We start from the raw sequence: 24,417 nt of genomic DNA, 5'->3' as shown, positions 1-24,417 counted from the left end.
TGGACTCGTGCCGGGCAGCTTTACCATCCGGCGCACACCCTCGCCCAGCGCCTTGTCAGGGACAAGAGCCGGGCCGCCGTACGACAGCCTCCGGCCGCGGTGAGCTGGCCGGACACCCGCGACGGGTCTGCAATTTTCACCGTCCGCCTTGCCAGGGCCGGCACATGACGATCGGATGAGCCGGCGGACGGTTCCAACCGATGCGGCGCACCGGCTCGTATGTGCAGCGAGGAGGTGTGGTGGATCGCTACGAAGGTTTCCGGGAGTTCGTGACCGTTCGCGGTCCCGCGCTCATGGGCACCGCGTATCTGCTGACGGGTGGCCGGCACCAGGCGGAGGATCTGCTGCAGACCGTGTTGACGAAGATGGCGACGCGGTGGCGGCACATCGAGCTCGACGGCAATCCCGAGGCGTACGCGCGGACCGCCCTGTATCGCGAGTTCGTCTCCTGGCGCCGGGTGCGCAGGAACCACGAGCTGCCTCAGGCCGAGCTGCCGGAAAGGACGGCCGCGGGCGATCTCCAGGACGCGGCCGTACGCCGCATGCTGATCGAGCAGGCCCTTCGGCGGCTGACCGTGAAGCAGCGGGCGGTGCTCGTGCTGCGGTTCTACGAGGACCGCAGCGAGGCGGAGACGGCCCGCCTTCTGGGCTGCTCGGTCGGCACCGTGAAGAGCCAGACCCACCACGCCCTCCAACGGCTCCGGCTCCTGGCGCCCGAGCTCGGCGAACTGCTGCCGGAGGCGGCTCCGATGATCCTTGGGGGTGAGCGATGACAGGGTTCAGGCAAGCCCTTGGGGAGATCGCCGAGCAGGGGCCGCCGGTCGGCGGCATGGCGGAGCGCGCGATCGCGCGAGCGAGACGGCGGCGGCTGGGGCTGTTCGCCGCTCCGGGCGCGACGGTCACGGCGGCGCTCGTCTCGGTGATCGTCCTGGTGGCGAACGGCGTGCTGTCCGGCGGAGGAGAGCGGGAGGGCACCATGCGGCTCGGCGCCACGCAGACGGTCACGTCCATGGGGCGCACGCCGGAGCCGCTGCCCGCGCGGGGCGTGCCTGCGGTGATGATGGCCTACACGGTCACCTGCCCGGGGGCCGGCCCCCGATGGCAGGCGTGCTCGCAGTGGCGGCTGGTCACGACGGACATGCGGCAGTTCCGCGTCGACGACGCGATCGCACCCGAGGTCCGCGACGGATCGCTCGAACACCAGGGGGCCCTGGCGGTGGCCGCCGACGGGCGGCGCGTCGCCTACTTCCGCTCTGACGGCCGGTTCGTCATCCGCGATCTTGCGAGGGGCGGCGTGGAGAGCCCCTTCGCCGTGAAGCGCGCCGACCTCCGCGAGGTCACCGCTCATATCGCCTGGTCGCCGGACGGCCGCCGGCTGAGCGTGAGCTTCGATCCAGCCGACGACGACCGACCCACCACGCTGGCGGCCAGGCTGGTGGACCTGAAGACGATGGCCACCGTCACGCTGCCGCTGCACTGCTGCGTCCTGGGGCTCCCGGCCGGCGACGCACCGATCCCCATGTACGACGCGTACGCCACGGAGGTGGGCCGCGGCTCGCTTCTGCTGGTCGGCGACGACGGCGCCGTACGAAGGAGGCTCCCGATCGGCGAGATCGAGCGGAGCAGCGTCTTCTCCCGCCATCCCGGCAATACCGCGGTGGCGGCGGACGGCACCAGGCTGGCCGCCCTGCTCTGGCCTGACAGGCCCCCGGACGACCGCGGCCACCACGTGTACGTGCCGGAGCTCACGACCTTCGACGTGGCGCGCGGAGCCATGACCCGCCGGCACGCTCTCCCCCGGTTCCAGCAGGTCATGGGCGAGGCCGAGCTGCTGGGATGGCGCGACGCCGCCACGGTCCTGGTCGGCATGCGGTACGAGCGCCGGGGCGTCTACAGGGTGAACGCCGACACCGGCGAGACCCATCAGGTGGTCGGGCTCACCGCGCAGCCCGAGCGGCTGAGCGTGGCCTACGGCCTGCTGTGAGGCCGCGCGGCGGAGGTGGGGGCCGGGCCCGATGAGGCTTCGGCCCTCGCGCGCCGGGCCTCCCGCCGCTCCTCGAAGCGGGAGGCGGCCGCGTCGAGCTGGGAGAGGAAGGCCGACAGCTCCTCGCGGGCCTGCTCTCCCTCGGCGTCGAGCCCCTCGATGTCGAACGCCTTCCACTGCCGCAGCACCGGGAGCAGCACGTCGTCGGAGTGCTGCCGCAGGTCGTAGATGCCGGCCATGGCGATCGTCACGGACTTGCGGGCGAAGCCCTCCATGCCCTGGCCCGGCATCTGGAACGACGTCACGACGTCGGTCACCGCCCGCATGGTCTGCGACGGGGCCAGCTCGAACGCGGCGGCGAGCAGGTTCCGGTAGAAGATCATGTGGAGGTTCTCGTCGGCGGCGACTCGCGCGAGCAGCCTCTCGCAGGCCGGATCGCCCGACGCCTTCCCGGTGTTCCGGTGCGCGATCCGGGTGGCCAGCTCCTGGAACGAGACGTACGCCAGTTGCCGGAGCATGCCGTCGTACTCGGTGGCGAAGCCGTTGCCCATGTGGCTCATCCGGGCCCGCTCCAGAGCGACCGGGTCGACGGCCCGGGTGACGGTGAGGTAGTCGCGGATGGCGACCCCGTGCCGCCCCTCCTCCGCGGTCCACCGGTGCACCCACGTGCCCCAGGCGCCGTCCCTGCCGAAGGTCGTGGCGATCTCGTGGTGGTAGCTCGGCAGGTTGTCCTCGGTCAGGAGGTTGACGACGAGCGAGACACGGGCGGGCTCGGGGATCGAGGAGTCCTCCGGCGACCAGGCCTCGCCTTCCAGCACTCCGTCGAACGTCCGGCCCTCGCTCCAGGGGACGTACTCGTGCGGGAACCACTCCTTGGCCACCGCGAGATGCCGGTCCAGCTCCCGGCCCACCACGGGCTCGAGCTCCAGGAGAAGCTCCGTCTGGGTGAGCGGGCGAGACTTGATCGGCATGTGACCCCCGAACGTACGAACCTACGGTTACGTAACCTACGTTAGCGTAAGTTGCCCCGTCTGGGCCGTTACCCACGCCGCCCCGGGAGCCTCAGACCACTCCGGAGCCGGCCGCATCGTGCGGGATGCCGTCAGGCCGGTTACCTCGCCCGGATCGCATCGGCACGCGGGCAGCTCAGGGCGGCGTCCAACCCCGTCCCGTGAGAGGCAGAGGGCGCCGGTGCTCACGGGACGGGGCCATTTGGCCTACTTCCTGTTGCCGAGGACGTGGGCGACCAGGGCGTTGGCGTGGCCATGTCCGAGGCCATGCTCGGTCTTGAGCCAGCCGACGAGTTCCATGTGCTTGGTCAGGGGCGAGGAGTCGATGAGGTCGATCCAGTCCTGGACGGGGCGCCCGTACTTGGTCTCGATCGCGGGAAAGTAGCTGGCGGGGTTGCCCTTGGACGGCGTGGTCATGCTCTGGAGCTCCGTTCTGCTGATGGAAGTCAGGCGAGGGCCGCGTGGATGATCTCGGCGCAGGCCGCGGCGTCGATCGCCAGACCCTGGTGGTCGCCGGGGAAGGCGAGCGGCTCGACGCCGAGCCGTTCGGCCAGCACCCGCGCCGACAAGGCGGGAACGCCGTCTCCCGAAGCGGTTCCGATGCCGACGGCGACCGGCACGGGGCCGGAGCGCAGCGCGGCGATGTCGGGGGTGAAACGCAGCACGGGCAGCAGGATGCGGGCCAGGAAGTGGTCGAGGTTGCCCTGGATGCGGCCCATCATCTCCAGCGCCTCAGGCGGCATCTGGGAAGGGTCGGGCATCGCCGGGGGCGCGGCGTCGGCGCCGGTGACGGTGACGACGAACTTGCCCATCGCCGCGCCCGCGCCCTGGTCGCGGTAGGTGTCGTACACGTCCTGGAACACCGCACGCCAGTGGTCGCGGTCGGGCAGCAGTTCGGGGAGGGGCGGCTCGTGCACGACCAGGGCGCGTACCTGTTCGGGGTGGCGTGCCGCCAGGTCCAAGGCGGTGAGCGCGCCGCCGCTGTTGCCCAACACGTAGGCCGGCTCATCACCCAGGACGGTCAGCAGGCGGTGAGCGTCGTCGCCGAAGACCGCGACGTCCTGGTCGGCGGGCGGTTCCGTCAGGGCGCTGCGCGACAGACCGCGCTGGTCGTAGGTGACGACGGTGTAGCGATCGGCCAGGCATGCCCCCAGCCCGGCCAGCGCCCCTGCGTCGCCGGGTGCACCGGGGATCATCAGCAGCAGCGGCCCGGTTCCGCGGACCTCATAGTGCAGGCGCGCGCCGGGCACCCGCAGCGTCTTGGTCTCGACCTCGGTCTGGACGTTGTTCATCGCTGTCTTCCGTTCTTGGTCAGCGGAGTAGGTCAGGCGGGCGGGTAGGGGTCTCCACCGCCCTTGCGAGAACTAGACGGTGTGGTACCGGCCAGAACTGGACGGTACAGTACTCACAAAGAAACCAAGACTGCAAACTGGACCGTCCAGTACCGATCTCGGAAGGTGACATGGAAGCGAAGGAACAAGGCCGGTCCGCGCGCAAACGCCAGGCGATCACGGAGGCAGCGACCAAGGCGTTCATGGAGCAGGGCTACGCCGGCACCAGCATGGACGACATCGCGAAACTGGCCGCGGTGTCGAAGCAGACTGTCTACAAGCACTTCGCCGACAAGGAGAAGCTGTTCGCCGAGATCGTCCTGGCTACCGCCGACCGCATCGACGGCATGATCGACCTGGTAACCGGCATCCCTGCCGACGCCGACACCCTGGAAGAGAACCTGACCCGTCTCGCCTGCCAGTTCCTGAACGCCCTCACCCAGCCACAGGTCCTTCAGCTGCGGCGCCTGGTCATCGCCAACGCCGACGCCTTCCCCGGCCTGGGCGCCAGCTGGTACGAGCAGGGCTTCGAGCGGGTCCTGGCCACGCTGGCGGCCACCTTCGAGCGCCTCACCGGCCACGGACTGCTCCGTTGCGACGAACCGCTCCTGGCCGCCAATCACTTCTCCGGCCTGTTGCTGTGGATCCCGGTCAACAAGGCCATGTTCCACGGCAGCCCTCAGCACACCGAGGCCGACCTCGACCATTACGCCGTTACCGGCGTCCGCGCCTTCCTCGCCGCCTACCGCCGACCACTACCGGACACACCGCAGCAGACAAACCCCTGAGGCGATGGACGAAATCGTCAAAGAGCCGTAGTCACTCACTTAGCCAACATCAGCGGATTTCGGTGATCTGCCGTGAGTTCAGCCCTGGAACTCGTTGACGCCGAGAGCGAAGTCCCAATGGCCGAGCCCGTTACCGGCAAGGCCCATCGTGACCACACCCATACCTTCCAGCCAGTGCGCCATCTTCAAACCACCGACGTCCAGAGGGCGCAACCCGAGGCTCTCGACGAACGCCGCAAATCCCGCCTTGGCCTGCGCGTCGTCGCCGGCGAAGAACACGTTGGGCCGCCCGTTCTCCAGGACGCCACGGAAGATGGTGTTGAACGCCTTCACCACGCTCGCGCCGGCCGGCGCCACCTTGGCGACCTCCTGCGCGACCGAGGTCTGCTCACTGTGGGCCAGCCCGTCGAACGTAGCGTTGAACGGGTTGCTGATGTCGACGATCGTCTTGCCTGCGAGGGCATCCCCGTACGCGGCGACCACCGGCACGACAGCTCCGTACAACAGGGAAGTGATGACGATGTCCCCGGCCGGGACGGCGCCCCACCTACCCGCCGTCGTACCGCCGCCCAGAACCTTGGCCAGGGCATCGGCCTTGGACTGATCGCGGCCCATGACCTCGACCGTGTTGCCGCCCGCCACCGCGAGCGTGCCGATCGTACGGGCCATGTTGCCGGTGCCGATGAAGGTGATGGTGCTCATGAGACTGTCCTCTTCCTGTTCCCAAGGTCTCGCGTGTGAGTCAGATGGCGGTGACGCCGCCGTCGGCGACCAGTTCCAGTCCGTTGACGTATCGGGAGTCGTCGGAGGCGAGGAACAGGGCGATGGTGGCGATTTCCTCGGGGCTGCCCATCTTTCCTCGCGGGATGAGCGACTCGAATGCGGCCTTGGTTTCCTCGTCGAACAGTTCTTCCTGTTTGGCGGTGGCGACCTGGCCAGGGGTCAGGACGTTGACGCGGATCTTGCGGTCGCGCAGCTCGTTGAGCCAGACGCGGGCCCAGGCCTGCTGGACGGCTTTGCTTCCCGCATAGAGGCTCCAGCCGGGGAAGGCACCGAGTGAGGCGTTCGATCCGGTCATGAAGATCGAGCCTTGGTCGTTGATCAGCGGCAGCGCCTTCTGCACGGTGAACAGCGTCCCGCGCGCGTTGAGCGAGAACGCGCGATCGAACTGCTCCACGGTGATCTCGCCGAGAACAGCGGCCTCGCCCATCCCGGCACTCGCCCAGAGCACGTCGATCGAGCCCTTTTCCCGTTTGACGGTGTCGAACAGGCGGTCCAGATCGTCGAGCTCGGACGCGTCGCCCTGGACGGCGGTGACGTTGCGACCGATCAGCTTGACGGCGTCGTCGAGTGCTTCCTGCCGCCGGGCCTGAATGAAGACGTAAGCGCCTTCCTCGACGAACACTTCGGCACCGGCCAGCGCCATCCCGGCGGATCCACCAGTGATCACCGCTACCTTGCCATCGAGCTTTCCCATGATCACTCCGTTGAGTTGGCGAGTCTATTAAGTACACCGATCTGTTTACGTAACGTACCTGACGGTCGACGCTGCCGCAAGCTATGTAAACCGGTCGGTACCAAACGGCCTATGCTAGGGACATGACGGAGTTCGAGAAGGGCCCTCGGGGCCGGCGCCGCGGCCGTGGCGCACGCGAGCGCATCCTCAGCGCGTCACAGCAGCTCTTCCGCGATCAAGGCATCAACCGCACCGGCATGAACGAGGTCTGCGCCGCGGCCCAGGTGTCCAAGCGGACGGCCTACCAGCATTTCGCCAGCAAGGACGAACTGGTAGCCGAATACCTGCGCCGGTTCGATCCCGACGTCATGCCAGGAGTGTTCGACCGCGCCGACCTCTCGCCGCGAGAACGACTTCTCGCCGCCTTCGCCATGCCCGCGTCCACGCCCCTCTGCCCCTACATCGCGGCGGCCGTGGAACTCCACGACCCCGAGCACCCCGCCTCCCGGTACGCACGCGACTACAAGACCGCCATCGCCGCGCGACTCACCGAAACCGCCCGCGAAGCCGGCGCCCGCAATCCCGAGCAACTCGGCGAACAACTAGCGCTGCTCATCGACGGCGCCGCCGCCCGCACCCGAGTCCTCAACCACGATTCCTTCCCCACCGCCGCCGCCATCGCCGCCGTGCTCATCGACAACGCCATCCCGGCTGCGCCTTCCGAGCAGTCCAGCGATGACCGCGGAGCTCCGGCGTCCGCCCCCGTTCCGATCGGTGGTTGATGACGACCCGCTGACGCTTCGTCACCTGATCGCGACCACGACGGCTGCCGCCGACTGCTCGTCATCTACCGCGGCATCGCTTCGATGACCGATTCCGGAGACGCGCGATGCCGCGGCGTTCCGGCGCGGCGGTGAGCAACCGGATCAGAACGCCGCCGTCCGCTCCGCCGATGTCGGCGACGAGCCGTGCGCCCGGAAGGTGGGTACTCGACGGCATCCGGTTCAAATTTGTTCCGGTGAGCGTCGACCGACCGGCGTTGCCGAACCCGAGCGTCCCAGTTGTCGATCACCGGGACTCCCAGACGAGCGCCCGCAACCGTAGGCGGATCCAGGTGCCGGGTAAGTCCGCCTAAGGTGGCTCCCCGTTCGACTTCCCAGGACCCCAAGATCGGAAAAGGGCCCCCGGAGGAACCTCCGAGACCCCTTCTCCCCTACAAATTCGTTGTGGAGCTATGGGGATTTGAACCCCAGACCCCTTCGATGCGACGTGACCGCATGATGCGCAGATCTGCTGCTCAGCCCGCATCCAACGGCCGTTGTGGTTCGCGGACGCTCACTGTCGATCGCAGCGGTTGTCACTCAATTGGTCACTCATCCTGTCGCGAGTTCCTCGAAACCGAGCTTCAGCCAGCTCTGCCCCACGACGACATGAAGTTCGCTGCCTCGACCCAACACAGTCGCTGTTCTCGGAACCGGTCGCCCGTTAGGCATCACCAGCCGTGCGGGGCGATCCGTCGAAAGGGCTTCGCCTTGAATGCTCCCAGCAACCAGCCGGTGCCGGTCTTCGCCATAGCCGCCGACGAGAACGACTCGGCCATCGGCGACGACGAGCGCATGAGCGCCGTGCACCTCCGTGGACCAGCCGGCGACCACGGCAGATCGGATCCGCACGATCGGGAAGTCGGTGTAGTAGTAGGCCCACACCCCCTCCCCCGCCACGTTCAGCGCGTAGCAGTCGGAGATCGCACCGAACTCGCCGTCATACGGGTAACGCCATGCGACGCCCAGGTCAGGCGTGAAGCGGATCAATCCGGGAGAGCCGATGGGCTCGGGACCTGGACCGCCCCATCCGTAGTTGCCGTACACCCCTTCGTCAAAGTAGCTGACCCATATGTCGCCGGAAGAGGTCGTCTGCACGTCTTCGATTCCGTCTCCCAGCACCCCCTCCCGCACGAGCTCGCCGTCGGCGGTGTAAATCGCGGCGTTGGACTCGGCCGTCCCGTCACTCCAACGGCACCGCGCGCCCACCAAGAGCACACCCCCGTCCGGCAGCGGCTGGACATGAATGTGCGCGAGTGACTGCTCGGCGATGGACACCGTCGTCGCCGGATGGGGACGGTACGTGACGACATGCATCGAGACGGGCGCGGCCGTACGTGAATCCGGAAAAGACGCCCAACCTGGTTGGATAGTCCGTGCGGCCAGCGCATCGGCGTTCTCCTGTGACGCCCACACGACGACCAGTTCTCCCTCGGGACCTGTCGCCGCCCTCACCAACTCCGCACCTGGGGATGGCGGGAGCAAGTCCGCATGGTGGCGCAGCCTTGCAACGCCCGCCTTCCGATTTCTTCCGGTTCGACCTCGCATGGGGCATACGTTATTGATCTCAAGCGGGCCATCCGGCAGGCTCAGGCCCGCGACATGGTGCTGAGGAACGTGGCCGAACTGGTCACCACACCGAAGGGTAAAGCGGGACGCCCCAGCAAGGCCCTCACCCTCGCTCAGGCCAAAGCTCTGCTGACGGCCGCCGAGTCCTCGTCCCTGCACGCCTACGTGCTACTCAGTCTCATGACCGGTATCCGTACCGAGGAGGCCCGCGCCCTCCGGTGGGATCACGTCGTGGCGTGGGTGGACAAGGTCGATGGATGGCGGCCGGTCGCCAATGTCGGTTTCGATCATAAGCGGTTCGCGATCTACGTCTGGCGTGCGGATCGCGTCGGGGGCGACACAAAGACCCGGAAGTCGCGGCGCACGCTGGAGTTACCGCGACAGGCCATCGACGCGCTACGCCAGCACCACGCGCGGCAAGCCGCTCAGCGGCTCAAGGCGGGCGAACTCTGGCAGGATCACGGCCTCGCCTTCTGCACCGCTGTCGGGACCCCTTTGGACGCCCACAACGTGCGGAGAGCCTTCCGGGGGATCACCAAGAAAGCTGGTCTCGGAGACGAGTGGACTCCCCGCGAGCTGCGTCACTCCTTCGTCTCGATCATGAGTGACAACGGCGTTCCCATCGAGACCATCGCCGATCTCGTCGGGCACGCGGGCACCAGGGTTACGGAGCAGGTCTACCGGCACCAGCTCAAGCCGGTGATCACCAAGGGTGCCGGAACCATGAATGCGCTCTTCGGCGGTAGCAAGAAGAGGTAGAAGTCCGGGTGAGGTGGCTCCCCGTTTGGCTCCCAAGGACCCTCAAGATCGGAAAAGGGGCTCCGGAGAACTCTCCGAAACCCCTTCTCACCTGCAACTACGTTGGTGGAGCTATGGGGATTTGAACCCCAGACCCCTTCGATGCGAACGAAGTGCGCTACCGGACTGCGCTATAGCCCCAACGACTCGACCAGATTAGCAAACTCTGGGAGGTCCTCGCGCCATCCGGCTCAGTCTCCGACGGCCCGGCGGCCGTCGGCGTACTGGTCGAACACCTGGACACGCTTGCGCGCCTCGAACTGGATGATCTCCGCCTCCCGCGCCTTGAGCGCCGCCATGGCGCGGCGGCGCTCCCGCTGGCGGCGCAGATGCTCGGCCCGGGCCCGGGCGGCCCTGTCCCGCTGCTCCCTGTCCACGCGTACGGCGACGCGCAGCACGGCGAGATAGCCCACGAGAAGCACGCCGGACGGCGCCACGGCCCACCAGGGCGCCACCCGGACGGCGGCGGTCACCACGGAGGCGAGGACGAGCAGGATGCTCCACAGCAGACGCCTGCGACGGCGCGCGACCACGCGGGCACGGCGCCGCCCCTTGGTACGGACCGGCCGGGCGGGTGCATCCACGCTCGCCGGAGCATCGCCGGAGCCGGCCGCCACGGGTCCGTCGCCCGCGGTCGTGCCGCCGTCCCCCACAGGCTCCTCATTGGAGCGGTCCTTAGCGGGCCCGTCGACGATCGTGTCGGCCTCGGAAGCCTCGTCGGAAGCCTCGTCGGACGCTTCCTCGGACGCATCGCCGGAGACCGGGACGCCGGCGGGCTGCTCCTCGTACGCGTCGTCGTCGTTGTGCCGGTCACGCCGCAGCCACATGGGCAGCAGGACGCTGAGCCACATGACCACGATGGCCAAATAGAGGATGGCGCTACCCATGCGGCCACCTCCGGGCATGGTGAACACGTCCGGGGACCCATGTCGGCGGAGAGGTGCTCACGTCACGCACCGTAGGACTGCGTGTCACTGATTGACGAGCATTCGGTCCGGTGTGTCGCGAGATCGTCAAAGCTGTTCATGTAATTCGATCCCGAGGAGCCTCCCCGGAGAGGGCCACGATTAACCCGGGCTCGGCTCGCTTCTCCGGGCGGCCGAGCCGCCCAGGGTGCGGCGCCACTGGACGAGCAGCCCGCGCGGCACGTCCTCGACCGTCAGCGCGTAACAGATGTGGTCGCGCCACGCGCCGTCGATGTGGAGCTGGCGCCTGCGTACGCCCTCTTCGCGGAAGCCGAGCTTCTCCACGACCCGGCGGCTGGCGTGGTTCTCCGGGCGGATGTTCGCCTCCACACGGTGTAAACCGGTGGTGAAGAAGCAGTGGTCCACCGCCATGGCCAGGGCCGTCGGGATGATCCCGCGGCCGGCGAGGGTGCCGTCGATCCAGTACCCCACCTGGGCGCTGCGGGCCGACCCCCACACGATCGCGCCGACCGTGAGCTGCCCGGCGAACGCCCCGTCGTACGTGACGACCCACGGCATGGCGAGCCCCTGGCGGGCCTCGCGGCGCAGCGTGCCGACCATGGAGACGTACGGCCCCAGCCCGGTCCTGAACAGGGGGGTCTCGGGGTTGCTGGGCTCCCAGGGGCGCAGCCATTCGGCGTTGCGCAGGCGGGTGTCACGCCACTCCCGTACGTCGCGCAGTCGCAGCGGTCGCAGCCCCACTGGTCCCTCGACCAGAGTCGCCGGCCAGCCACGTAGTCGATCCATCCGTCAATCATCCACCGGAAGACGGTCAACGCGCCACGTGGGGCCGCATCGCACCCGCATGGGTCAGCCCGCGTGGTCGCCGCCGTGGATCTGGTCCACGACGTGCCCCAGGATGGGCGCCAGCACGGCCATGCCGTCCCTGACTCCCCCCGACGATCCGGGAAGGTTCACGATCAACGTGGAGCCCGCCTGCCCGGCGAGCCCGCGGGACAGGATCGAGGTCGGCACCTTCTCCCTGTTGACCTGGCGGACGGCCTCGGCGATGCCGGGGATCTCCCGCTCGATGACGCGGCGGGTCATCTCCGGCGTCAGGTCGAGAGGGGTGACGCCGGTGCCGCCCGTGGTGACGATGACCTCGTATCCCCCGGCGACTCCCGCGCGCAGCGCCGCCTCCACCGGCTCGCCGTCCGGCACGACCCTCGGGCCGTCGACCTGGTCACATCCGGCCTCGGACAACAGGCCGGCCAGCAGCGGCCCGGAGCGGTCCTCGTAGACCCCCGCGGACGCCCTGTTGGAGACGGTGATCACCAAAGCCCGCACCCGCGCGCTCCTCTCAGTCCGCTCCGGCGGCTCAGCCCCGGCTCCAGTGGCCGGTCTTGCCGCCGGTCTTCTCCTCGACCCTCACGTCGGTGATGACGGCCGCGGGGTCCACCGCCTTGATCATGTCGATGAGGGCGAGCGCGGCCACCGTCACCGCGGTCAGCGCCTCCATCTCCACACCCGTGCGGTCCGCCGTACGGACCCGGGCGGAGATCTCCACCCCCTCGTCGACCACGGACAGCTCCACCTTCACACCGTGCAGGGCGATCGGGTGGCAGAGCGGCACCAGGTCGGGGGTGCGTTTGGCGCCCATGATCCCCGCGATCCTCGCCACGCCGAGGGCGTCCCCCTTCGGGACGTCGCCGGAGCGCAGCACGGCCACGGCCTCGGGCGACAGCAGGACGCGGCCGGTCGCCGTGGCCGTACGGGCACTGACGTCCTTACCCGACACGTCGACCATGCGCGCGGCGCCCGACTCGTCGATGTGGGTCAGCTTCACAGCGAGATCACCTCCACCTCGGCCCCCTCGGGCAGCTCGGTGACGTCCTCGGGGACCACGATCAGCGCGTTCGCCGCCGCCAGGGCCGCGAGCTGGTGCGAGCCCTGCCCGCGCACGGGCGCGACGGTGCCGCCGTCCAGGACGGCGCGCAGGTACGACCGCCTGCCCGAGGGCGATCGAAGCGATGCGGCCGTGGTCGCCCGGACGGTGGCCTGCGGCCCGGCGGGCAGCCCCTGCATCTTGCGCAGGGCCGGCTTGACGAACAGCACGAACGACACGAACGACGACACCGGGTTGCCCGGCAGCGTGAAGATCGGCACGGAGTCCGGGCCGACCGTCCCGAAGCCCTGCGGCATGCCCGGCTGCATGGCGACCTTCTCGAACGCGACCGTGCCGAGGGGGCCCAGAGCCTCCTTGACCGGCTCGTACGCACCCATGGACACCCCGCCACTGGTGATCACGGCGTCCGCCCGGAGGAGCTGGGCCTCCAGCATGTCGAGGAACTCCTTGGGGTCGTCGGTGACCGCTCCGGCGCGGAACCCCTCACCGCCCGCCTCCCGCACGGCAGCGGCCAGCATGAAGCTGTTGGACTCCCAGATTCGTCCCGGCCCGAGCGGAGTGCCCGGCTCGGCGAGCTCGGCACCGGTCGACAGCACCACGACGCGCGGCCGTGGCCGTACGCGCACGCGGCGCCGGCCGACGCCGGCCAGGATGCCCAGCTGGGCGGCGCCGATCCGGGTGCCTTCACGGAGCACGACGTCGCCGGCGTTCACGTCCTCCCCGGCCCGGCGGATCGCGTTGCCGAGCGCCGCAGGGCGGTCGATCCGGACGTGGACGGTGCCGCCGTCCGTCCATTCGACCGGCACGACGGCGTCGGCCCCGGCGGGCAGCGGCGCGCCGGTCATGATGCGCGTGACCAGCCCAGGGCCGATGGCGAGCAGCCTGCCGTCCCCCGCCGCCACGTCCCCGATCACCGGCAGCGTGACGGGAGCCGCGGCCACGTCGCCGGCGCGTACGGCGTATCCGTCCATGGCCGAGTTGTCGAACGGCGGCAGCGGCACGGGCGAGGCCACGTCCTCGGCCAGCACCGCGCCGAGTGCCGCCTCGAGCTCCACCTCGAACGGGGTGAGCGGCCGCACCGCGGCGAGGATGTCGGCCAGGTGCCGGTCAACGGGCTTCATCGCATCAGGCCCCGGTCCGGTCGAGGAATTCGCGCAGCCACGGCAGGAACTCCGGGGCGAGATCCTCGCGGTTGGCCGCGAACTGCACGACGGTCTGGAGGTATTCGAGCTTGTTGCCCGTGTCGTAGCGGCGGCCACGGAACAGGACGCCGTGGACCGGGCCGCCCTCGTCCGGCCCGGACGCGGCCAGGGTGCGCAGGGCGTCGGTGAGCTGGATCTCGCCGCCGCGTCCCGGCGCCGTGTTCTCCAGCACGGAGAACACCGCGGGGTCTATCACGTAACGGCCGATGATCGCCCAGTTCGAGGGGGCCTCGTCGGCCGGCGGCTTCTCCACGAGGTCGGTGACGCGGACGACGTCGTCCTCATCGGTCGGCTGGATCGCGGCGGCGCCGTACAGGGAGACGTGCTCGCGCGGCACCTCCATCAGCGCGATCACGCTGCCGCCGTACGTCGCGCGCACGTCGATCATCCGCTTGAGCAGCGCGTCGCGCGGGTCGATGATGTCGTCGCCGAGCAGGCACGCGAACGGCTCGTCCCCGACGTGCTGCTTCGCGCACAGGACCGCGTGGCCGAGCCCCTTCGGCGCCCCCTGCCGCACGTAGTGCATGGTGGCCAGGTCAACCGGCTCCTTGACCTGGGACAGCCGCTTCTCGTCCCCCTTGGCGCGGAGCGCGTCCTCCAGCTCGTACGCTACGTCGAAGTGATCCTCGATGGAGCGCTTGTTGCGGCCGGTCACCATGAGGACGTCGAGCAACCCGGCGGACACCGCCTCCTCGACCACATACTGGATGGCCGGTTTGTCGACGATCGGCAGCATCTCCTTCGGAGTCGCCTTCGTCGCGGGCAGGAACCTGGTGCCGAGGCCGGCGGCGGGCACCACGGCTTTGGTCACGGGAGCGAAGTCAGCCATGGTTGAACAGTAACGGAGCGGCCTGTGGACACGGAGCGGCCTGTGGACAAGACACACCTGCGCCGGCGGATCTTGGAAGCCCGCTCACGGCTGGACTCCGGGACCCTGCGAGAGTCGTCGGCCACCATCCGCGAGCTGCTGCTGGACCAGCCGTGGGTGCAGATGGCGGGGCTGGTGGCCTGCTACTGGTCCGTAGGCAGCGAGCCCTCGACCCAGGGGCTCGTCTTCGCGCTGTGGAAACACGGCGCGACTGTGATCCTCCCCGTGCAGCGGCCGGACGGCGACCTCGACTGGGCGGTGTACGACGGGCCTGACTCGCTGGCCCCGGGGCCCAACGGCATGCTTGAGCCGGTGGACACCCGGCGGGGGGTGAACGCGATCCGCACGGCCGCGCTTGTCCTGGTGCCCGCCCTCGCCGCCGACAGGTCGACAGGGATACGGCTCGGCCGGGGCAAGGGCTTCTACGACCGGGCGCTCGCCCGCGTCGGGCCGAACGTGCCGACGGTCGCGCTCCTCCACGAGGGCGAGCTGATCGAAGGCGTGCCGGCGGAGGCCCATGACCAGCGCGTACGCTTCGCGGCCCTGCCCAGCGGCATCGTTCGCTTGGTGCATTTGTGACAAGATTGCTGAAAGCGCGGTGAAGGGAGCGGGTACGTCTGAACGTCTGGCTACTCCTGTCCGCCGCCGTCGTCATCGCGGCCATCGCGTCCGTTCGGATCGCCCATCGCACCGGCCTCCCCAGTCTGCTGATCTACCTCGGCCTCGGCCTGCTGCTCGGTGAGTCCGGCATCGGCGGCATTCACTTCGAGAACGCCCAGCTCGCACAGCAACTCGGCCTCGTCGCGCTCGCCGTCATCCTCGCCGAGGGCGGCCTGACCACCAACTGGAACCACGTCCGCGACGCCGTGCCCGCCGCGCTGGTCCTCGCAACGGCGGGCATCGCCGTGAGCATCGTCGTGCTGGCCGCGGCCGTACACGGCCTGCTGGGCCTGGACTGGCGGACGGCGATGCTGCTGGGCGCGGTGCTCGCCTCGACCGACGCCGCCGCCGTGTTCTCCGTGCTGCGGCGGCTGCCGCTGCCTCCCCGGCTGGCCGGGATCCTGGAGGCCGAGTCGGGCTTCAACGACGCGCCGACGGTCATCGTCGTGGTGATGCTCAGCGAGCTCCCCGGTCTGACGCCCACGCTGGGCGGCACGCTGCTTGAGACCCTCATCGAGCTGGTCATCGGCGCGGGCATCGGCATCGCGGTGGGGCCGGCCGGGGTGTACGCGCTGCGCCGGGTCGCCCTGCCCGCCTCCGGCCTCTACCCCATCGCCGTTCTGGCGCTGGCGCTCTTCGCCTACAGCGGCGCGGCCCTGCTGCACGGCAGCGGCTTCCTCGCCGTCTACGTCGCGACGCTGATCCTCGGCAACGCCCGGATGCCTCACCGGGCCGCGACCAGGGGCTTCGCCGAGGGCGCGGCCTGGCTCGCGCAGATCGGCCTGTTCGTCATGCTCGGCATGCTCGCCAGCCCCGCCGAGCTGCCCGGCGTGCTGGTCCAGGCGCTGGTCTCCGGGCTGGTGCTCGTCCTGCTCGCCCGGCCGGCGTCGGTCATGATCTCGGCCGTGATCGTACGGCTCCTGCGGATCGGCGCGGTCTCGTGGCGGGAGCAGGTGTTCCTGTCATGGGCGGGGCTGCGCGGAGCGGTGCCGATCGTGCTCGCCACGATCCCCTGGGCGGCCGGGATACCCGGCGCCAAGGGCCTGTTCAACGACGTCTTCATCATCGTCATCGTGTTCACGATCCTGCAGGGGCCCACGTTGCCGTACCTCGCGCGCCGGCTCGGGCTGACCGCGGAGGGCGAGGCGCGTGACCTCGACGTCGAGGCGGCGCCGCTGGAGGAGCTGCACGCCGACCTGCTGCAGGTACGCATCCCGCACGGCTCGCAGCTGCACGGCGTGGAGATCTTCGAGCTGCGGCTGCCGGAGAACACCATGGTCACGATGGTCGTCCGGGGGGGCCGCTCGTTCGTTCCCGCGGGGACGACACGGTTGATGGCCGAAGACCAGCTCCTCGTCGTCACCACGGCCGCCCAGCGGGAGACCGTCGAGCGCCGCCTGCGCGCCGTGAGCCGCCGGGGCAAGCTGGCCGGCTGGTACGGCGAGGGCGGCGGCTGATCGATTTGCGGGGGTCCTACTCCGGCGGGACAGGGGGAAACGGACGGACAGGGGCAATAAAGCGGGCCGGAGTGGCGTTTGGGCTCCTAGGTTGCCTACCATTAGCAATCGACCCGGTCGAGTGCCAGTTCCAGGAGGAGCGCGTGCCCACCTACCAGTACGCCTGTACCGCTTGCGGTGAGCAGCTGGAGGCCGTCCAGAAGTTCTCGGACGACCCGCTCACGGAGTGCCCGGTCTGCGAGGGCCGGCTGCGCAAGGTCTTCTCCGCCGTTGGCATCGTGTTCAAGGGCTCCGGCTTCTACCGCACCGACAGCCGCTCGTCGAGCTCGTCCACGACCACGGCGGCCTCGAGCGACAGCAAGAAGCCGTCGAGCGACGGCGCGAAGTCGTCGGGCGACTCGGGGAAGTCCTCGGGGGACTCCGCCTCGTCGAAGAAGGAGCCCGCCGCGGCCTCCACGTCCGGATCCGCCTCCTCCTCGTCAGGCTCCTCTGGCACGACCGCCGCCGCCTGATCCGTACCTCCACGGAGTTGTCCACAGGGGTGCGATGAGGGTGGCCGGCGTTCGCTAGGGTCGGCCGCATGGTCAATCGCGTAGAGATCGGGGTCATCGGCGGGTCGGGGTTCTACTCGCTGCTGGAGGACGCCGAGGAGATCAGCGTCGCCACGCCGTACGGGCCGCCGAGCGACAAGATCACGCTGGGACGGATCGGGGACCGGTCCGTGGCGTTCGTCCCCCGGCACGGGCGCGGTCATGTGCACCCTCCGCACCGCATCCCCTACCGGGCCAACATGTGGGCGCTGCGCTCCCTCGGCGTCCGGCAGGTTCTCGCGCCCAGCGCCGTGGGATCGCTCCGGCGGGAGTACGGCCCCGGCGCGCTCGTCATCCCCGACCAGCTCGTGGATCGCACGTCCGGGCGGGTGCAGACCTTCTACGACGCGGGCGGCGCCGTCCATGTGTCGTTCGCCGATCCGTACTGCCCGTCGGGCCGTGCGGCGGCCGTCTCGCGGGCCCGCGAGACCGGCTGGGACACGGTCGACGGAGGCACGCTCGTCGTGGTGGAGGGCCCCCGGTTCTCCACCCGGGCCGAGTCGCGATGGTACGCGAGCGCCGGCTGGTCGATCATCGGGATGACCGGCCACCCGGAGGCGGTGCTCGCCCGTGAGCTGGCCCTTTGCTACACCTCGCTCTGCCTCGTCACCGACCACGACGCGGGCGTGGAGGCGGGCGAGGGGGTGACGCACGAGGAGGTCCTGGCGTTCTTCGCGGCCAACGTGGAGAAGATGCGCAGCCTGGTCGGCGAGGTCGTGGAGGCCCTGCCGAGCGAGCGGACCTGCCCGTGCGGCGACGCCCTCGACGGCATCAAGCTCCCCTTCGAACTCCCGTAGCCGCCATGCGTGCCGTGAGCCTGCTTCTCGCACGCCGCCGCCGCCCGATCGCCGCGGTCCTCGCCGGGCTCGCCGTGGTGTGCGTGCTGCAGTCCATCCGGCCGCCGCGCGGCGTCGAGGTCTTCGCCGCCGCCCGCGACCTGGCCGGGGGCCGGCTGTCCGCCTCCGACCTCATGGTCGTACGGCTGCCGCCCGACGCGGTGCCCGACGGGGCGTTGCGGCCCGGTTCTTCAGGCGTCGACCGTGTGTCCGCACAGGTGCCCTCTGGACAGATGCCGGCGGGACGAGTCCTGGTGGGGCCGGTTCGCCGGGGCGAGCCGCTGACCGACGCCCGGCTGCTCACCCAGGGGGCGCTCGCCGCCCAAGGGCCGGGGATGGTCGCGACCCCCGTCCGGATCGCCGATCCCGGAGCCGCCACACTGCTGTCCGCGGGCGACGTCGTGGATGTGCTGGCGGCGTTCGAGGATCGGGCGTTCACGGTGGCCCAGCAGGTGCGGGTGATGACGCGGCTTCCCGGGGAGGCCGACGAAGGTGCGCTGCTCGTCCTGGCGACCACGTCGAGCCAGGCGGCCCAGCTCGCTCAGGCCCAGGCGCAGGGACGGCTGTCCGTCGCCATCCATCCCCGATAGGCCGTGCCGTACGGGGTCTTCGATGGCGAGGCGCTAGAGCAGGTTGCCGACCTTCGGGTCGTATTCCCAGTGCCACGGCTCGAAGGGGCTGTGGTAGGCCCAGTCGGGGTGGATCCAGCCGTACCGCTTGCCGTTCGTCTCCAGCCAGGTGAACTGCACGCTCCGGAAGATCTGCACCCCGCCGCACAGGTCGACGGCCAGCCCCAGCCCGTGGTTGCTCTTGCCGGGGGTCGCGGCGAGCCCCGGGCGCTGGTAGTAGACGGCCTGCTGCTCGCCGAGGCTGCGGTAGCTGTCCGACACGCAGATCGGCCGGCCGAAGCGCCGCTGGTAGGCGATGTTGAGGTCCGCGAAGGCGATCGCCGCGTCGGCCCGCAGCTCCTCGCCGCGCTGCGGGAGGGGGCACAGGATGCTCGTCGGCAGCAGCCCGTTGGGGTACTGCCCGGCGAGGCTCACCCGGGTGGGGTCGCACGCGCCGGCGCCGCGGTTGCCCTGGTTGATCTTCACGCCGAGCTTGACGAGCGACTGCGTGAGCGTCTTGACGAGCTTGGCCGACTGCTTGCGGAGCGTGTCGACCTGGAGGTTGAGCTGGGCCTCCTGCAGCAGGTTGGCCGCCCGGAGCTCCTGGGCCTGGGCGGCCAGCCGTTCCTGGCCCTGCAGAAGCTTCACCGCGTCCCCGAGTACGGCGTTGCGGCCGGCGACCATGTAGTCGAGATCGCTCATCGACCGCAGCGTCACCGCACCATTCGTGCCGGACAGGAACGGGCTGATTCCGCTCATCGAAGGGTCCTGATATAGGGAGGACACCAGGTCGGAGAGCGGCTTGCGCATCTTGTTGAGCTGCCTCGTCGCCGTCTGGAGCTTCGTCAGCGTCGTCGCGAGCTGCTTCTGCGAGGCCTCGAACTGCTTCTGCCGCGCCTCCAGGGTCTTCGTCGCGTCCTCGATGCCCTTGTACGCCAGCTGAGCCTGACGCCGCAGCTCGGTGAGTGACGGGTTCTTCGCGGAGATGGTCTTGGCCGAGGTGCTTGCTTGGGCGGTGGCGCCGGCTTGAGCGGTGGTGGTCGCTTCGGCTGCGGCAATTGCCTTGGCTGAGGTGATCGCCGGGATGGTGGAGGCGTCGGCCCTCCCGTACGCGCCTGGGCCGACGAGGGAAGTCATCACCGTGACGACCGCGATCAGACCCACTGATCGAGGGGATGGCACGATCGACTCCTCCGTTTGCGAACTCGTGACCTCAGTCAGGGACGCACGTTACTACAGGGTCAACCATGTCCGGGCCTGAGTTGGCATATGTGCTATCTCCCGGTCTGGGGTATTTCAGCGGAGCGCCCCGCGTTCAGACGTGGCCACCCTGCTCCTGGCAGAGCTCCCAGAGCCAGGTGTCCCGCCATTCAGGGGAGCAGGTGGCCTCCTCCTTGGGCCGGTGCGGCTTGGTCTTGGGCACCGCCTTCGGACGGCTGGGAATCATGACATGAGGGGCGGCAAGGGGCACTGAGAGCCGTACCGCGCCTTCGTAGACCCGGGCCGGCCCGAATGGCTCAGGCACGATGGTCGGGTCAAGGAACCGCTGATGGACGACCGCCGTTCGTGTGCCGCTCTCACCCTTCACCGGTGGGGCACCAGCGGCTACGGGGGGACGTGAGGATTCGCGGTAGTTCGTACGGTTGGCCATGGTGTCGTAGCCGGAGACGTCCGCCACCAGCAGGCCGGAGCCCAGGATCGCGGGCGCGATCAGCGCCGCCACCAGCACCAGGGGACGCAGCCCCCGGACACGTCCGCGTCGCGTTACGGTCACGAGCAGCCAAGGTAGCCACCGCCACAAGCCCGGACGCGCCCGCTTGCCACGCCTTTACCGCATGTGAGCCTGCGGATGACCGCCGGGCTTCACCCGACACCGCCGCCGGAGGCGCGAGGTGGCCCAACCTTTCGCTAGGCTTACAGGGCACACAACCAGCCTCCGTAGCTCAGGGGATAGAGCACCGCTCTCCTAAAGCGGGTGCCGCAGGTTCGAATCCTGCCGGGGGCACTCTTCTGACCAGCCGCCTAGCCTCTGACCTGGGGCTCAGCGCGGCTCCTCTTAGCGATCACATGCAACGAAGTGCCGCCATATGCAGTCGTAGGTCAATGATCGCGAACCATGCGCGAACCAGTCCCGACAACGTCTCCGCAGGTCACCCCGGGAACACAGAAGGCCCCGGGATGCTCCGGGGCCGTGGTGCGCAAAGTTGTGAATCATTCGTCGAGCGTTTCAGAGATCTTGCCGTTGGCCCGCGCCTGCTGCCCTTCGATGCACTTGGCGTAAACCGCAGCAGCACGTCAACGCTGTGGCCGGCACGCTCAGCCACCTCGGTAGCCGGGACTCCGGCGTTCAGCCACAGCGAGACGGCGGCATGCCGCAGGTCGTACGGCCGCGCCGCCAGCGGTGAGACCGCCTGCTCCACCGTGAAGGCCACCCGGCGGGCCTGCTGCCAGACTCCCGCTGGCCGACGCGGCCAAGGCGCACGCCGCCGCGGCGACCGGCGACACCGGTGGCAAGATCGTCTTCACTTTGGACTGACGAATGGCCGACCGAGAGGCCGGGTCTTCCTTTCCGGCCGGGCCTCTCGATGTCCTGGTGCCCCGGACTTGTGCCTGCATAAGCCTGCGCCGTCGCAAACCAAGGTGCCGCTCCCCGGTCCTGAGCTGGTCAGCCCTTCAGATGGCTGACCACGTACGGCAGAACGGGACTGTTCCATTCCGACGTTAGAACCTGGCCGATGACTACCGGTGCGCCGCCTGGCGCCTTGCTGCCCAGAACATCTACCGTACGGCCGTCGCGGGTGGTGCCTGTCACCTGGCTCCATGGCACCGGCTTGCTGAATAGGCCGCCTTTCTTCACGCCCTCAAGGCTCAGCACGACCCTGGCGCCGGCGGGTCCAATCGGCACCGTCTGACCGGCCCGCACGGCGGCCACGACCTCGTCTACCAATCGGGGGACCGCGATGGCTTCGATGCGCTCGACAAGCTGGAGCCACCACGTGCGGTACTGGTCGATGTTCTCGTCTCGATGGTTGGTGGTCAAAAAGAATATGCGGGTGCGTTTGTCCTGTTTTAGTTGGATCTTGAAGTCGGTTCCCTGGTAGGCTCCGTTGAGGTGATTCTGTACGACCTGGTAAGCCACCGCTTTGACGGCCGTGAGGTCGTAGGTGTCCTTGCCATCGATGGTCATCGTGTTCCCGGAAGCTACCAGTGTGTGTCCCCCGTGGCCCTGCACCTGCAAGTAATCGCTCACGCCCGCTACCTCTTGCGTTGGTTTGTCCATCGTCCCAGCCGTACGGTTCAGAATGGCCTTGTCAGCCGCGGCTGATCAAGAGTCGGTGGGAGTGGTTGAGTTCGGCTTGCAGGACGCTTGCGTTCGACCATCCGACAGCGCAATACCGGCGTCGTCACCAATCGTTGTACCGCTGTGATGAAGGCCGCCCGACGGACTCGATCCGCGCCCATAACTCGTCGGGCACGATCCACCGTGGCTGCTCGCCCTTCCTCACGGCGGTGATCAACCTACGGGGGATCAACCTTATTCCTAGATCATTTTGTTAGGACTTCTAAGTGCAGCGGTCAGCGCGCTCCCTCCGTGAGCAAGTGCCAGCTCATGCATGTGCCGGAACGAGACGACCGCGGCGATCAGAGCCACCAGCAGCACGCTGCCTGTCGACGTCCGCCGGATCCAGCGGTTGGGGGATGAAGGCATCGCGTTCATCCCTCCGCCCCGGCTCGGGGGGTACGGACACGGCGCTGTGGAAGGGGTCTGACTGCCTCAATCATGAGTTGTCGAGCGCGAACCACCAGTTCAGAGGGGGTGCCTCCAGTTTCCCTACTCCTGGGTCCCTCGCCGGGGGCACTCACCAAATCTTCGGCACAGGCGCCTGCCTCTGGCAGGCGCCTGGGTTCGTTTCCGCGAAGTTCTTCTGCCATCGCCGCGACTCCTTTGATCGTCTCGTGGTGCAGGGTGATTCGGATCAACGCCACTCCAAGGCGGGCGTCATAGAGAATCTCCAGGCGGAAGGCCGTGAACACCTCGCGCTGGAGCTCTTCGGGCAGCTCGGCGAGCTTCTGTATGCCACCTGGGCCGGCCAAGCCGCTGAGGTCCGCTGACGAACCTCGCGAGCCCGGCTCCCCCACGCGGAGCGGGACTCGCAGGCGTCCGGACCGCAGGCGCGGAGTCCTGATCTCACACTGCGGTCTTGGATGATGGTCGACATGATCAACCGGTGGGCGATGGTTCATCTGTTTCGGCCCCGGCTCGGCCGGCTGGCCGGCCACAGCCCTTCCGACCCGGCGCACCATCGGCCACCGGTCACCCACATGGGAGTACTACGCGGTACGACCGAGCTGGTGGATACGTCGCACCCGGCCGTCGTCGGCGACGTCGCCGATCAGGATCCAATCGATCACCACGCGCCCGCGCTTACGGTGCTCCGTTGTGAGGCAACAGCGTGCGGCGAACTCATGGCCGTTGACGAAGAGGTCGTCGATGCGCATCTCGATGGAGGTGACGTTCTTGCGGGCCGGGGCCGCATGGCGGACCAATTGGTCGCGGGTGAGCGTTGTGCCGTCGGTTACCCAGACCGCGTCGGCGGTCATGGTGCGGTCCACGATCCGCTCGGGGTCTTCGTCGGAAAGGGCCATGTCACGGGTGTAGTCGATCAGGAGACGGCGTGCCGCCTGCTCAGTTATCTCTGACATGGTTGTCAGCATTAGCGTTGTCGTTATAATTGTCAACCGTGTCAGAGATAAGGCGGCGGCGTCAGCGGGTGGAGGTCGCCCGCAACCGTGACGCACTGGTGTCGGCGGCGATCCGAGTGCTCGCCCAGCACCCGGAGGCGAGCATGGCGGAGATCGCATCCGGCGCCGGCGTGACGCGGCAGACCGCGTATGTCCACTTCGGCACTCGCGAGGCGCTCCTTGCGGCGGTGCGTGACGAGCTGAACCGCCGTGCGTTCGCCGTGCTGGACGCCGCCGATCTCGAGACAGGTACCCCCACAGAAGCTCTCGGCCGCTTTCTCACCGCAGCCGGAACACTGCTGACCGAGCAGGCGGCAGTCGGTCATGGGGATGCCACCCAGGAGGAAGACGAGTCGCATCACCTGCTGGTCGAGGAGCGCTTGGAGAGCCTGATCCGTCGCGGCCGCGACAGCGGCGAGTTCGCCACCGATCTGGAGACCGGCTGGTTGGTCGCCGCGACGATCGCGCTCGGCCACGCCGCCGACCGTCACATCCGCGCCGGCCGCTTGGACGCCCGGGAGGCGGCCAGGCATTTCCGGGCCTCGGTGACGCGCTTGTACGGCGCCGACGATCCTGACCACTAGGCCACCGAGAGCAGCCCTGAATCGCTGTTCACGGAATATGCACCGATGATCTTTGGCGCCAGATCAACGCAGATGGTGGGCGTTCTACGGTCAGGTTTCGCGGGGTTATGTGCCGCACGGGAGATAGTCATCGCCTGCGGTCAGGGCTTGACGACTGCACCCCGCGCACACTCGCTTCCGCACCGGATTCAGACGCATCAGGATGGTCCGTTGTGTTAGCGCTGCCATCCATTGTGGACACCACGGCAGAGCGCGTGCGAATCAGCCTGCTCGCGGGGCATACAGTTCGCCGCCATCCGCC

29 protein-coding genes, 2 tRNA genes and 2 pseudogenes are annotated in these 24,417 nt (G+C 68.9%); 13 read left to right on the top strand and 20 right to left on the bottom strand.

Going from position 1 to position 24,417, the window contains the following annotated elements:
• The first annotated feature begins 239 nt into the window (after window positions 1-239).
• On the top strand, window positions 240-773 hold the full coding sequence (locus AB0B72_RS31775) for a SigE family RNA polymerase sigma factor (RefSeq protein WP_367742955.1): 534 nt from the start codon (window positions 240-242) through the stop codon (window positions 771-773).
• Window positions 770-1,984 carry a hypothetical protein gene (locus tag AB0B72_RS31770; RefSeq protein WP_367742954.1) on the top strand — a complete coding sequence of 405 codons (1,215 nt, stop codon included), beginning with the start codon at window positions 770-772 and terminating at the stop codon, window positions 1,982-1,984. Before AB0B72_RS31775 ends, AB0B72_RS31770 begins: the two co-directional genes overlap by 4 nt.
• Here the strand turns inward: AB0B72_RS31770 and AB0B72_RS31765 are convergent.
• The 3 genes from AB0B72_RS31765 to AB0B72_RS31755 form a co-directional block, all read right to left on the bottom strand.
• Complete coding sequence (locus AB0B72_RS31765; RefSeq protein WP_367742953.1) at window positions 1,969-2,955, bottom strand: acyl-ACP desaturase; 987 nt, start codon at window positions 2,953-2,955, stop codon at window positions 1,969-1,971. The two genes, AB0B72_RS31770 and AB0B72_RS31765, sit on opposite strands and share 16 nt — an antisense overlap.
• A 246-nt stretch (window positions 2,956-3,201) precedes the next feature.
• Window positions 3,202-3,411 carry a DUF4287 domain-containing protein gene (locus tag AB0B72_RS31760; protein ID WP_367742952.1) on the bottom strand — a complete coding sequence of 70 codons (210 nt, stop codon included), beginning with the start codon at window positions 3,409-3,411 and terminating at the stop codon, window positions 3,202-3,204.
• Between the two features lie 29 nt (window positions 3,412-3,440).
• Window positions 3,441-4,286, bottom strand: a complete 846-nt coding sequence (locus AB0B72_RS31755) for an alpha/beta fold hydrolase (protein ID WP_367742951.1) — start codon at window positions 4,284-4,286, stop codon at window positions 3,441-3,443.
• A gap of 170 nt (window positions 4,287-4,456) precedes the next feature.
• Here AB0B72_RS31755 and AB0B72_RS31750 point away from each other — a divergent pair, with 170 nt between their 5' ends.
• Complete coding sequence (locus tag AB0B72_RS31750; RefSeq protein WP_367742949.1) at window positions 4,457-5,113, top strand: TetR/AcrR family transcriptional regulator C-terminal domain-containing protein; 657 nt, start codon at window positions 4,457-4,459, stop codon at window positions 5,111-5,113.
• Between the two features lie 78 nt (window positions 5,114-5,191).
• Here the strand turns inward: AB0B72_RS31750 and AB0B72_RS31745 are convergent, their stop codons facing one another.
• On the bottom strand, window positions 5,192-5,815 hold the full coding sequence (locus AB0B72_RS31745; protein ID WP_367742948.1) for an NADPH-dependent F420 reductase: 624 nt from the start codon (window positions 5,813-5,815) through the stop codon (window positions 5,192-5,194).
• A gap of 40 nt (window positions 5,816-5,855) precedes the next feature.
• A complete protein-coding gene (locus AB0B72_RS31740) occupies window positions 5,856-6,590 on the bottom strand; it encodes an SDR family NAD(P)-dependent oxidoreductase (protein ID WP_367742947.1) in 735 nt (244 codons plus the stop codon).
• Between the two features lie 122 nt (window positions 6,591-6,712).
• On the opposite strand from AB0B72_RS31740, the gene AB0B72_RS31735 reads away from it, so the two are divergent.
• Window positions 6,713-7,351: a TetR/AcrR family transcriptional regulator gene (locus AB0B72_RS31735; RefSeq protein WP_367742946.1), complete on the top strand. Its 639-nt coding sequence runs from the start codon at window positions 6,713-6,715 to the stop codon at window positions 7,349-7,351.
• A 591-nt stretch (window positions 7,352-7,942) separates the two neighbouring features.
• Here AB0B72_RS31735 and AB0B72_RS31730 read toward each other — a convergent pair.
• Window positions 7,943-8,806, bottom strand: coding sequence for a hypothetical protein (locus tag AB0B72_RS31730; RefSeq protein WP_367742945.1), 864 nt, complete (start codon window positions 8,804-8,806; stop codon window positions 7,943-7,945).
• Window positions 8,807-8,881: 75 nt separating this feature from the next.
• Between AB0B72_RS31730 and xerC the strand changes: the two genes are divergently transcribed.
• Complete coding sequence (gene xerC, locus AB0B72_RS31725) at window positions 8,882-9,718, top strand: tyrosine recombinase XerC (protein WP_367742944.1); 837 nt, start codon at window positions 8,882-8,884, stop codon at window positions 9,716-9,718.
• A 103-nt stretch (window positions 9,719-9,821) separates the two neighbouring features.
• On the opposite strand, the gene AB0B72_RS31720 is transcribed toward xerC, so the two are convergent.
• The 7 genes from AB0B72_RS31720 to galU all read right to left on the bottom strand — a co-directional run bounded on the left by AB0B72_RS31720 (window position 9,822) and on the right by galU (window position 14,599).
• Window positions 9,822-9,898, bottom strand: a tRNA-Ala gene (locus AB0B72_RS31720).
• Window positions 9,899-9,948: 50 nt separating this feature from the next.
• Window positions 9,949-10,644, bottom strand: coding sequence for a hypothetical protein (locus AB0B72_RS31715; RefSeq protein ID WP_367742943.1), 696 nt, complete (start codon window positions 10,642-10,644; stop codon window positions 9,949-9,951).
• Window positions 10,645-10,824: 180 nt separating this feature from the next.
• Window positions 10,825-11,469 carry a GNAT family N-acetyltransferase gene (locus tag AB0B72_RS31710; protein WP_367742942.1) on the bottom strand — a complete coding sequence of 215 codons (645 nt, stop codon included), beginning with the start codon at window positions 11,467-11,469 and terminating at the stop codon, window positions 10,825-10,827.
• A 63-nt stretch (window positions 11,470-11,532) separates the two neighbouring features.
• The gene (locus AB0B72_RS31705) at window positions 11,533-12,009 is read right to left on the bottom strand and encodes a molybdenum cofactor biosynthesis protein B (protein ID WP_367742941.1); all 477 of its coding nucleotides are present in this window, start codon (window positions 12,007-12,009) and stop codon (window positions 11,533-11,535) included.
• Window positions 12,010-12,040: 31 nt separating this feature from the next.
• Window positions 12,041-12,508: a cyclic pyranopterin monophosphate synthase MoaC gene (moaC, locus tag AB0B72_RS31700; protein WP_367742940.1), complete on the bottom strand. Its 468-nt coding sequence runs from the start codon at window positions 12,506-12,508 to the stop codon at window positions 12,041-12,043.
• A complete protein-coding gene (glp, locus tag AB0B72_RS31695; RefSeq protein ID WP_367742939.1) occupies window positions 12,505-13,689 on the bottom strand; it encodes a gephyrin-like molybdotransferase Glp in 1,185 nt (394 codons plus the stop codon). The genes moaC and glp overlap by 4 nt, the downstream gene beginning before the upstream one ends.
• Window positions 13,690-13,693: 4 nt before the next feature.
• The gene (gene galU / locus AB0B72_RS31690; RefSeq protein WP_367742938.1) at window positions 13,694-14,599 is read right to left on the bottom strand and encodes a UTP--glucose-1-phosphate uridylyltransferase GalU; all 906 of its coding nucleotides are present in this window, start codon (window positions 14,597-14,599) and stop codon (window positions 13,694-13,696) included.
• Between the two features lie 42 nt (window positions 14,600-14,641).
• Here galU and AB0B72_RS31685 point away from each other — a divergent pair, with 42 nt between their 5' ends.
• The 3 genes and pseudogenes from AB0B72_RS31685 to AB0B72_RS31675 form a co-directional block, all read left to right on the top strand.
• On the top strand, window positions 14,642-15,217 hold the full coding sequence (locus AB0B72_RS31685; RefSeq protein WP_367742937.1) for a 5-formyltetrahydrofolate cyclo-ligase: 576 nt from the start codon (window positions 14,642-14,644) through the stop codon (window positions 15,215-15,217).
• 38 nt (window positions 15,218-15,255) lie between these two features.
• Window positions 15,256-16,755, top strand: a complete 1,500-nt coding sequence (locus AB0B72_RS31680) for a potassium/proton antiporter (RefSeq protein WP_367742983.1) — start codon at window positions 15,256-15,258, stop codon at window positions 16,753-16,755.
• Window positions 16,756-16,826: 71 nt separating this feature from the next.
• Window positions 16,827-17,039: pseudogene (locus tag AB0B72_RS31675) on the top strand (FmdB family zinc ribbon protein); the annotation flags it as partial.
• A gap of 14 nt (window positions 17,040-17,053) precedes the next feature.
• Here the strand turns inward: AB0B72_RS31675 and AB0B72_RS31670 are convergent.
• Window positions 17,054-17,251 (bottom strand): hypothetical protein, encoded by a 198-nt coding sequence (locus AB0B72_RS31670; protein ID WP_367742985.1) that lies wholly within the window; start codon window positions 17,249-17,251, stop codon window positions 17,054-17,056.
• Window positions 17,252-17,335: 84 nt separating this feature from the next.
• On the opposite strand from AB0B72_RS31670, the gene AB0B72_RS31665 reads away from it, so the two are divergent.
• Both AB0B72_RS31665 and AB0B72_RS31660 read left to right on the top strand, forming a co-directional pair.
• Complete coding sequence (locus tag AB0B72_RS31665; protein WP_367742936.1) at window positions 17,336-18,142, top strand: S-methyl-5'-thioadenosine phosphorylase; 807 nt, start codon at window positions 17,336-17,338, stop codon at window positions 18,140-18,142.
• A 5-nt stretch (window positions 18,143-18,147) separates the two neighbouring features.
• Window positions 18,148-18,771 (top strand): flagellar biosynthesis protein FlgA, encoded by a 624-nt coding sequence (locus tag AB0B72_RS31660; protein WP_367742935.1) that lies wholly within the window; start codon window positions 18,148-18,150, stop codon window positions 18,769-18,771.
• A 33-nt stretch (window positions 18,772-18,804) separates the two neighbouring features.
• Here the strand turns inward: AB0B72_RS31660 and AB0B72_RS31655 are convergent, their stop codons facing one another.
• Both AB0B72_RS31655 and AB0B72_RS31650 read right to left on the bottom strand, forming a co-directional pair.
• Window positions 18,805-19,953 (bottom strand): D-alanyl-D-alanine carboxypeptidase family protein, encoded by a 1,149-nt coding sequence (locus AB0B72_RS31655; protein ID WP_367742934.1) that lies wholly within the window; start codon window positions 19,951-19,953, stop codon window positions 18,805-18,807.
• A 151-nt stretch (window positions 19,954-20,104) separates the two neighbouring features.
• The gene (locus AB0B72_RS31650; protein WP_367742933.1) at window positions 20,105-20,563 is read right to left on the bottom strand and encodes a hypothetical protein; all 459 of its coding nucleotides are present in this window, start codon (window positions 20,561-20,563) and stop codon (window positions 20,105-20,107) included.
• 158 nt (window positions 20,564-20,721) lie between these two features.
• On the opposite strand from AB0B72_RS31650, the gene AB0B72_RS31645 reads away from it, so the two are divergent.
• Window positions 20,722-20,794 (top strand) — tRNA-Arg (locus tag AB0B72_RS31645).
• Between the two features lie 206 nt (window positions 20,795-21,000).
• Here the strand turns inward: AB0B72_RS31645 and AB0B72_RS31640 are convergent.
• From AB0B72_RS31640 to AB0B72_RS31630, 3 genes and pseudogenes are all read right to left on the bottom strand, one after another.
• Window positions 21,001-21,239 (bottom strand): annotated as a pseudogene (locus tag AB0B72_RS31640) (site-specific integrase); the annotation flags it as partial.
• A 215-nt stretch (window positions 21,240-21,454) separates the two neighbouring features.
• Entirely contained in the window at window positions 21,455-22,039 is a 585-nt protein-coding gene (locus AB0B72_RS31635) for a hypothetical protein (protein WP_367742932.1), read from the bottom strand.
• A gap of 291 nt (window positions 22,040-22,330) precedes the next feature.
• On the bottom strand, window positions 22,331-22,498 hold the full coding sequence (locus AB0B72_RS31630) for a DUF2637 domain-containing protein (RefSeq protein ID WP_367742931.1): 168 nt from the start codon (window positions 22,496-22,498) through the stop codon (window positions 22,331-22,333).
• 248 nt (window positions 22,499-22,746) lie between these two features.
• On the opposite strand from AB0B72_RS31630, the gene AB0B72_RS31625 reads away from it, so the two are divergent.
• Window positions 22,747-22,902, top strand: a complete 156-nt coding sequence (locus AB0B72_RS31625; RefSeq protein ID WP_367742930.1) for a hypothetical protein — start codon at window positions 22,747-22,749, stop codon at window positions 22,900-22,902.
• A gap of 219 nt (window positions 22,903-23,121) precedes the next feature.
• Here AB0B72_RS31625 and AB0B72_RS31620 read toward each other — a convergent pair whose 3' ends face one another.
• Window positions 23,122-23,505 (bottom strand): hypothetical protein, encoded by a 384-nt coding sequence (locus tag AB0B72_RS31620; protein ID WP_367742929.1) that lies wholly within the window; start codon window positions 23,503-23,505, stop codon window positions 23,122-23,124.
• 56 nt (window positions 23,506-23,561) lie between these two features.
• Between AB0B72_RS31620 and AB0B72_RS31615 the strand changes: the two genes are divergently transcribed.
• Complete coding sequence (locus AB0B72_RS31615; protein ID WP_367742928.1) at window positions 23,562-24,116, top strand: TetR/AcrR family transcriptional regulator; 555 nt, start codon at window positions 23,562-23,564, stop codon at window positions 24,114-24,116.
• Window positions 24,117-24,417 lie beyond the last annotated feature (301 nt).

Origin of the sequence: Microbispora sp. NPDC049125 (assembly GCF_040802045.1) — a bacterium.
Classification (GTDB): Bacteria; Actinomycetota; Actinomycetes; order Streptosporangiales; family Streptosporangiaceae; genus Microbispora.
Note: the sequence above shows the minus strand (reverse complement) of the source record. Positions and strands in the feature narration are given on the sequence as shown.

Bases quoted from the DNA above. Each gene is read 5' to 3' on its own strand.
- AB0B72_RS31710 (WP_367742942.1), bottom strand. From the start codon at position 11,469: ATGGATCGACTACGTGGCTGGCCGGCGACTCTGGTCGAGGGACCAGTG.
- galU (WP_367742938.1), bottom strand. From the start codon at position 14,599: ATGGCTGACTTCGCTCCCGTGACCAAAGCCGTGGTGCCCGCCGCCGGC.
- glp (WP_367742939.1), bottom strand. From the start codon at position 13,689: ATGAAGCCCGTTGACCGGCACCTGGCCGACATCCTCGCCGCGGTGCGG.
- AB0B72_RS31765 (WP_367742953.1), bottom strand. From the start codon at position 2,955: ATGCCGATCAAGTCTCGCCCGCTCACCCAGACGGAGCTTCTCCTGGAG.
- AB0B72_RS31665 (WP_367742936.1), top strand. From the start codon at position 17,336: ATGGTCAATCGCGTAGAGATCGGGGTCATCGGCGGGTCGGGGTTCTAC.
- AB0B72_RS31750 (WP_367742949.1), top strand. From the start codon at position 4,457: ATGGAAGCGAAGGAACAAGGCCGGTCCGCGCGCAAACGCCAGGCGATC.
- AB0B72_RS31660 (WP_367742935.1), top strand. From the start codon at position 18,148: ATGCGTGCCGTGAGCCTGCTTCTCGCACGCCGCCGCCGCCCGATCGCC.
- AB0B72_RS31620 (WP_367742929.1), bottom strand. From the start codon at position 23,505: ATGCTGACAACCATGTCAGAGATAACTGAGCAGGCGGCACGCCGTCTC.
- xerC (WP_367742944.1), top strand. From the start codon at position 8,882: ATGGTGGCGCAGCCTTGCAACGCCCGCCTTCCGATTTCTTCCGGTTCG.
- AB0B72_RS31745 (WP_367742948.1), bottom strand. From the start codon at position 5,815: ATGAGCACCATCACCTTCATCGGCACCGGCAACATGGCCCGTACGATC.
- AB0B72_RS31770 (WP_367742954.1), top strand. From the start codon at position 770: ATGACAGGGTTCAGGCAAGCCCTTGGGGAGATCGCCGAGCAGGGGCCG.
- AB0B72_RS31755 (WP_367742951.1), bottom strand. From the start codon at position 4,286: ATGAACAACGTCCAGACCGAGGTCGAGACCAAGACGCTGCGGGTGCCC.
- AB0B72_RS31630 (WP_367742931.1), bottom strand. From the start codon at position 22,498: ATGCCTTCATCCCCCAACCGCTGGATCCGGCGGACGTCGACAGGCAGC.
- AB0B72_RS31740 (WP_367742947.1), bottom strand. From the start codon at position 6,590: ATGGGAAAGCTCGATGGCAAGGTAGCGGTGATCACTGGTGGATCCGCC.
- AB0B72_RS31735 (WP_367742946.1), top strand. From the start codon at position 6,713: ATGACGGAGTTCGAGAAGGGCCCTCGGGGCCGGCGCCGCGGCCGTGGC.
- AB0B72_RS31760 (WP_367742952.1), bottom strand. From the start codon at position 3,411: ATGACCACGCCGTCCAAGGGCAACCCCGCCAGCTACTTTCCCGCGATC.
- AB0B72_RS31715 (WP_367742943.1), bottom strand. From the start codon at position 10,644: ATGGGTAGCGCCATCCTCTATTTGGCCATCGTGGTCATGTGGCTCAGC.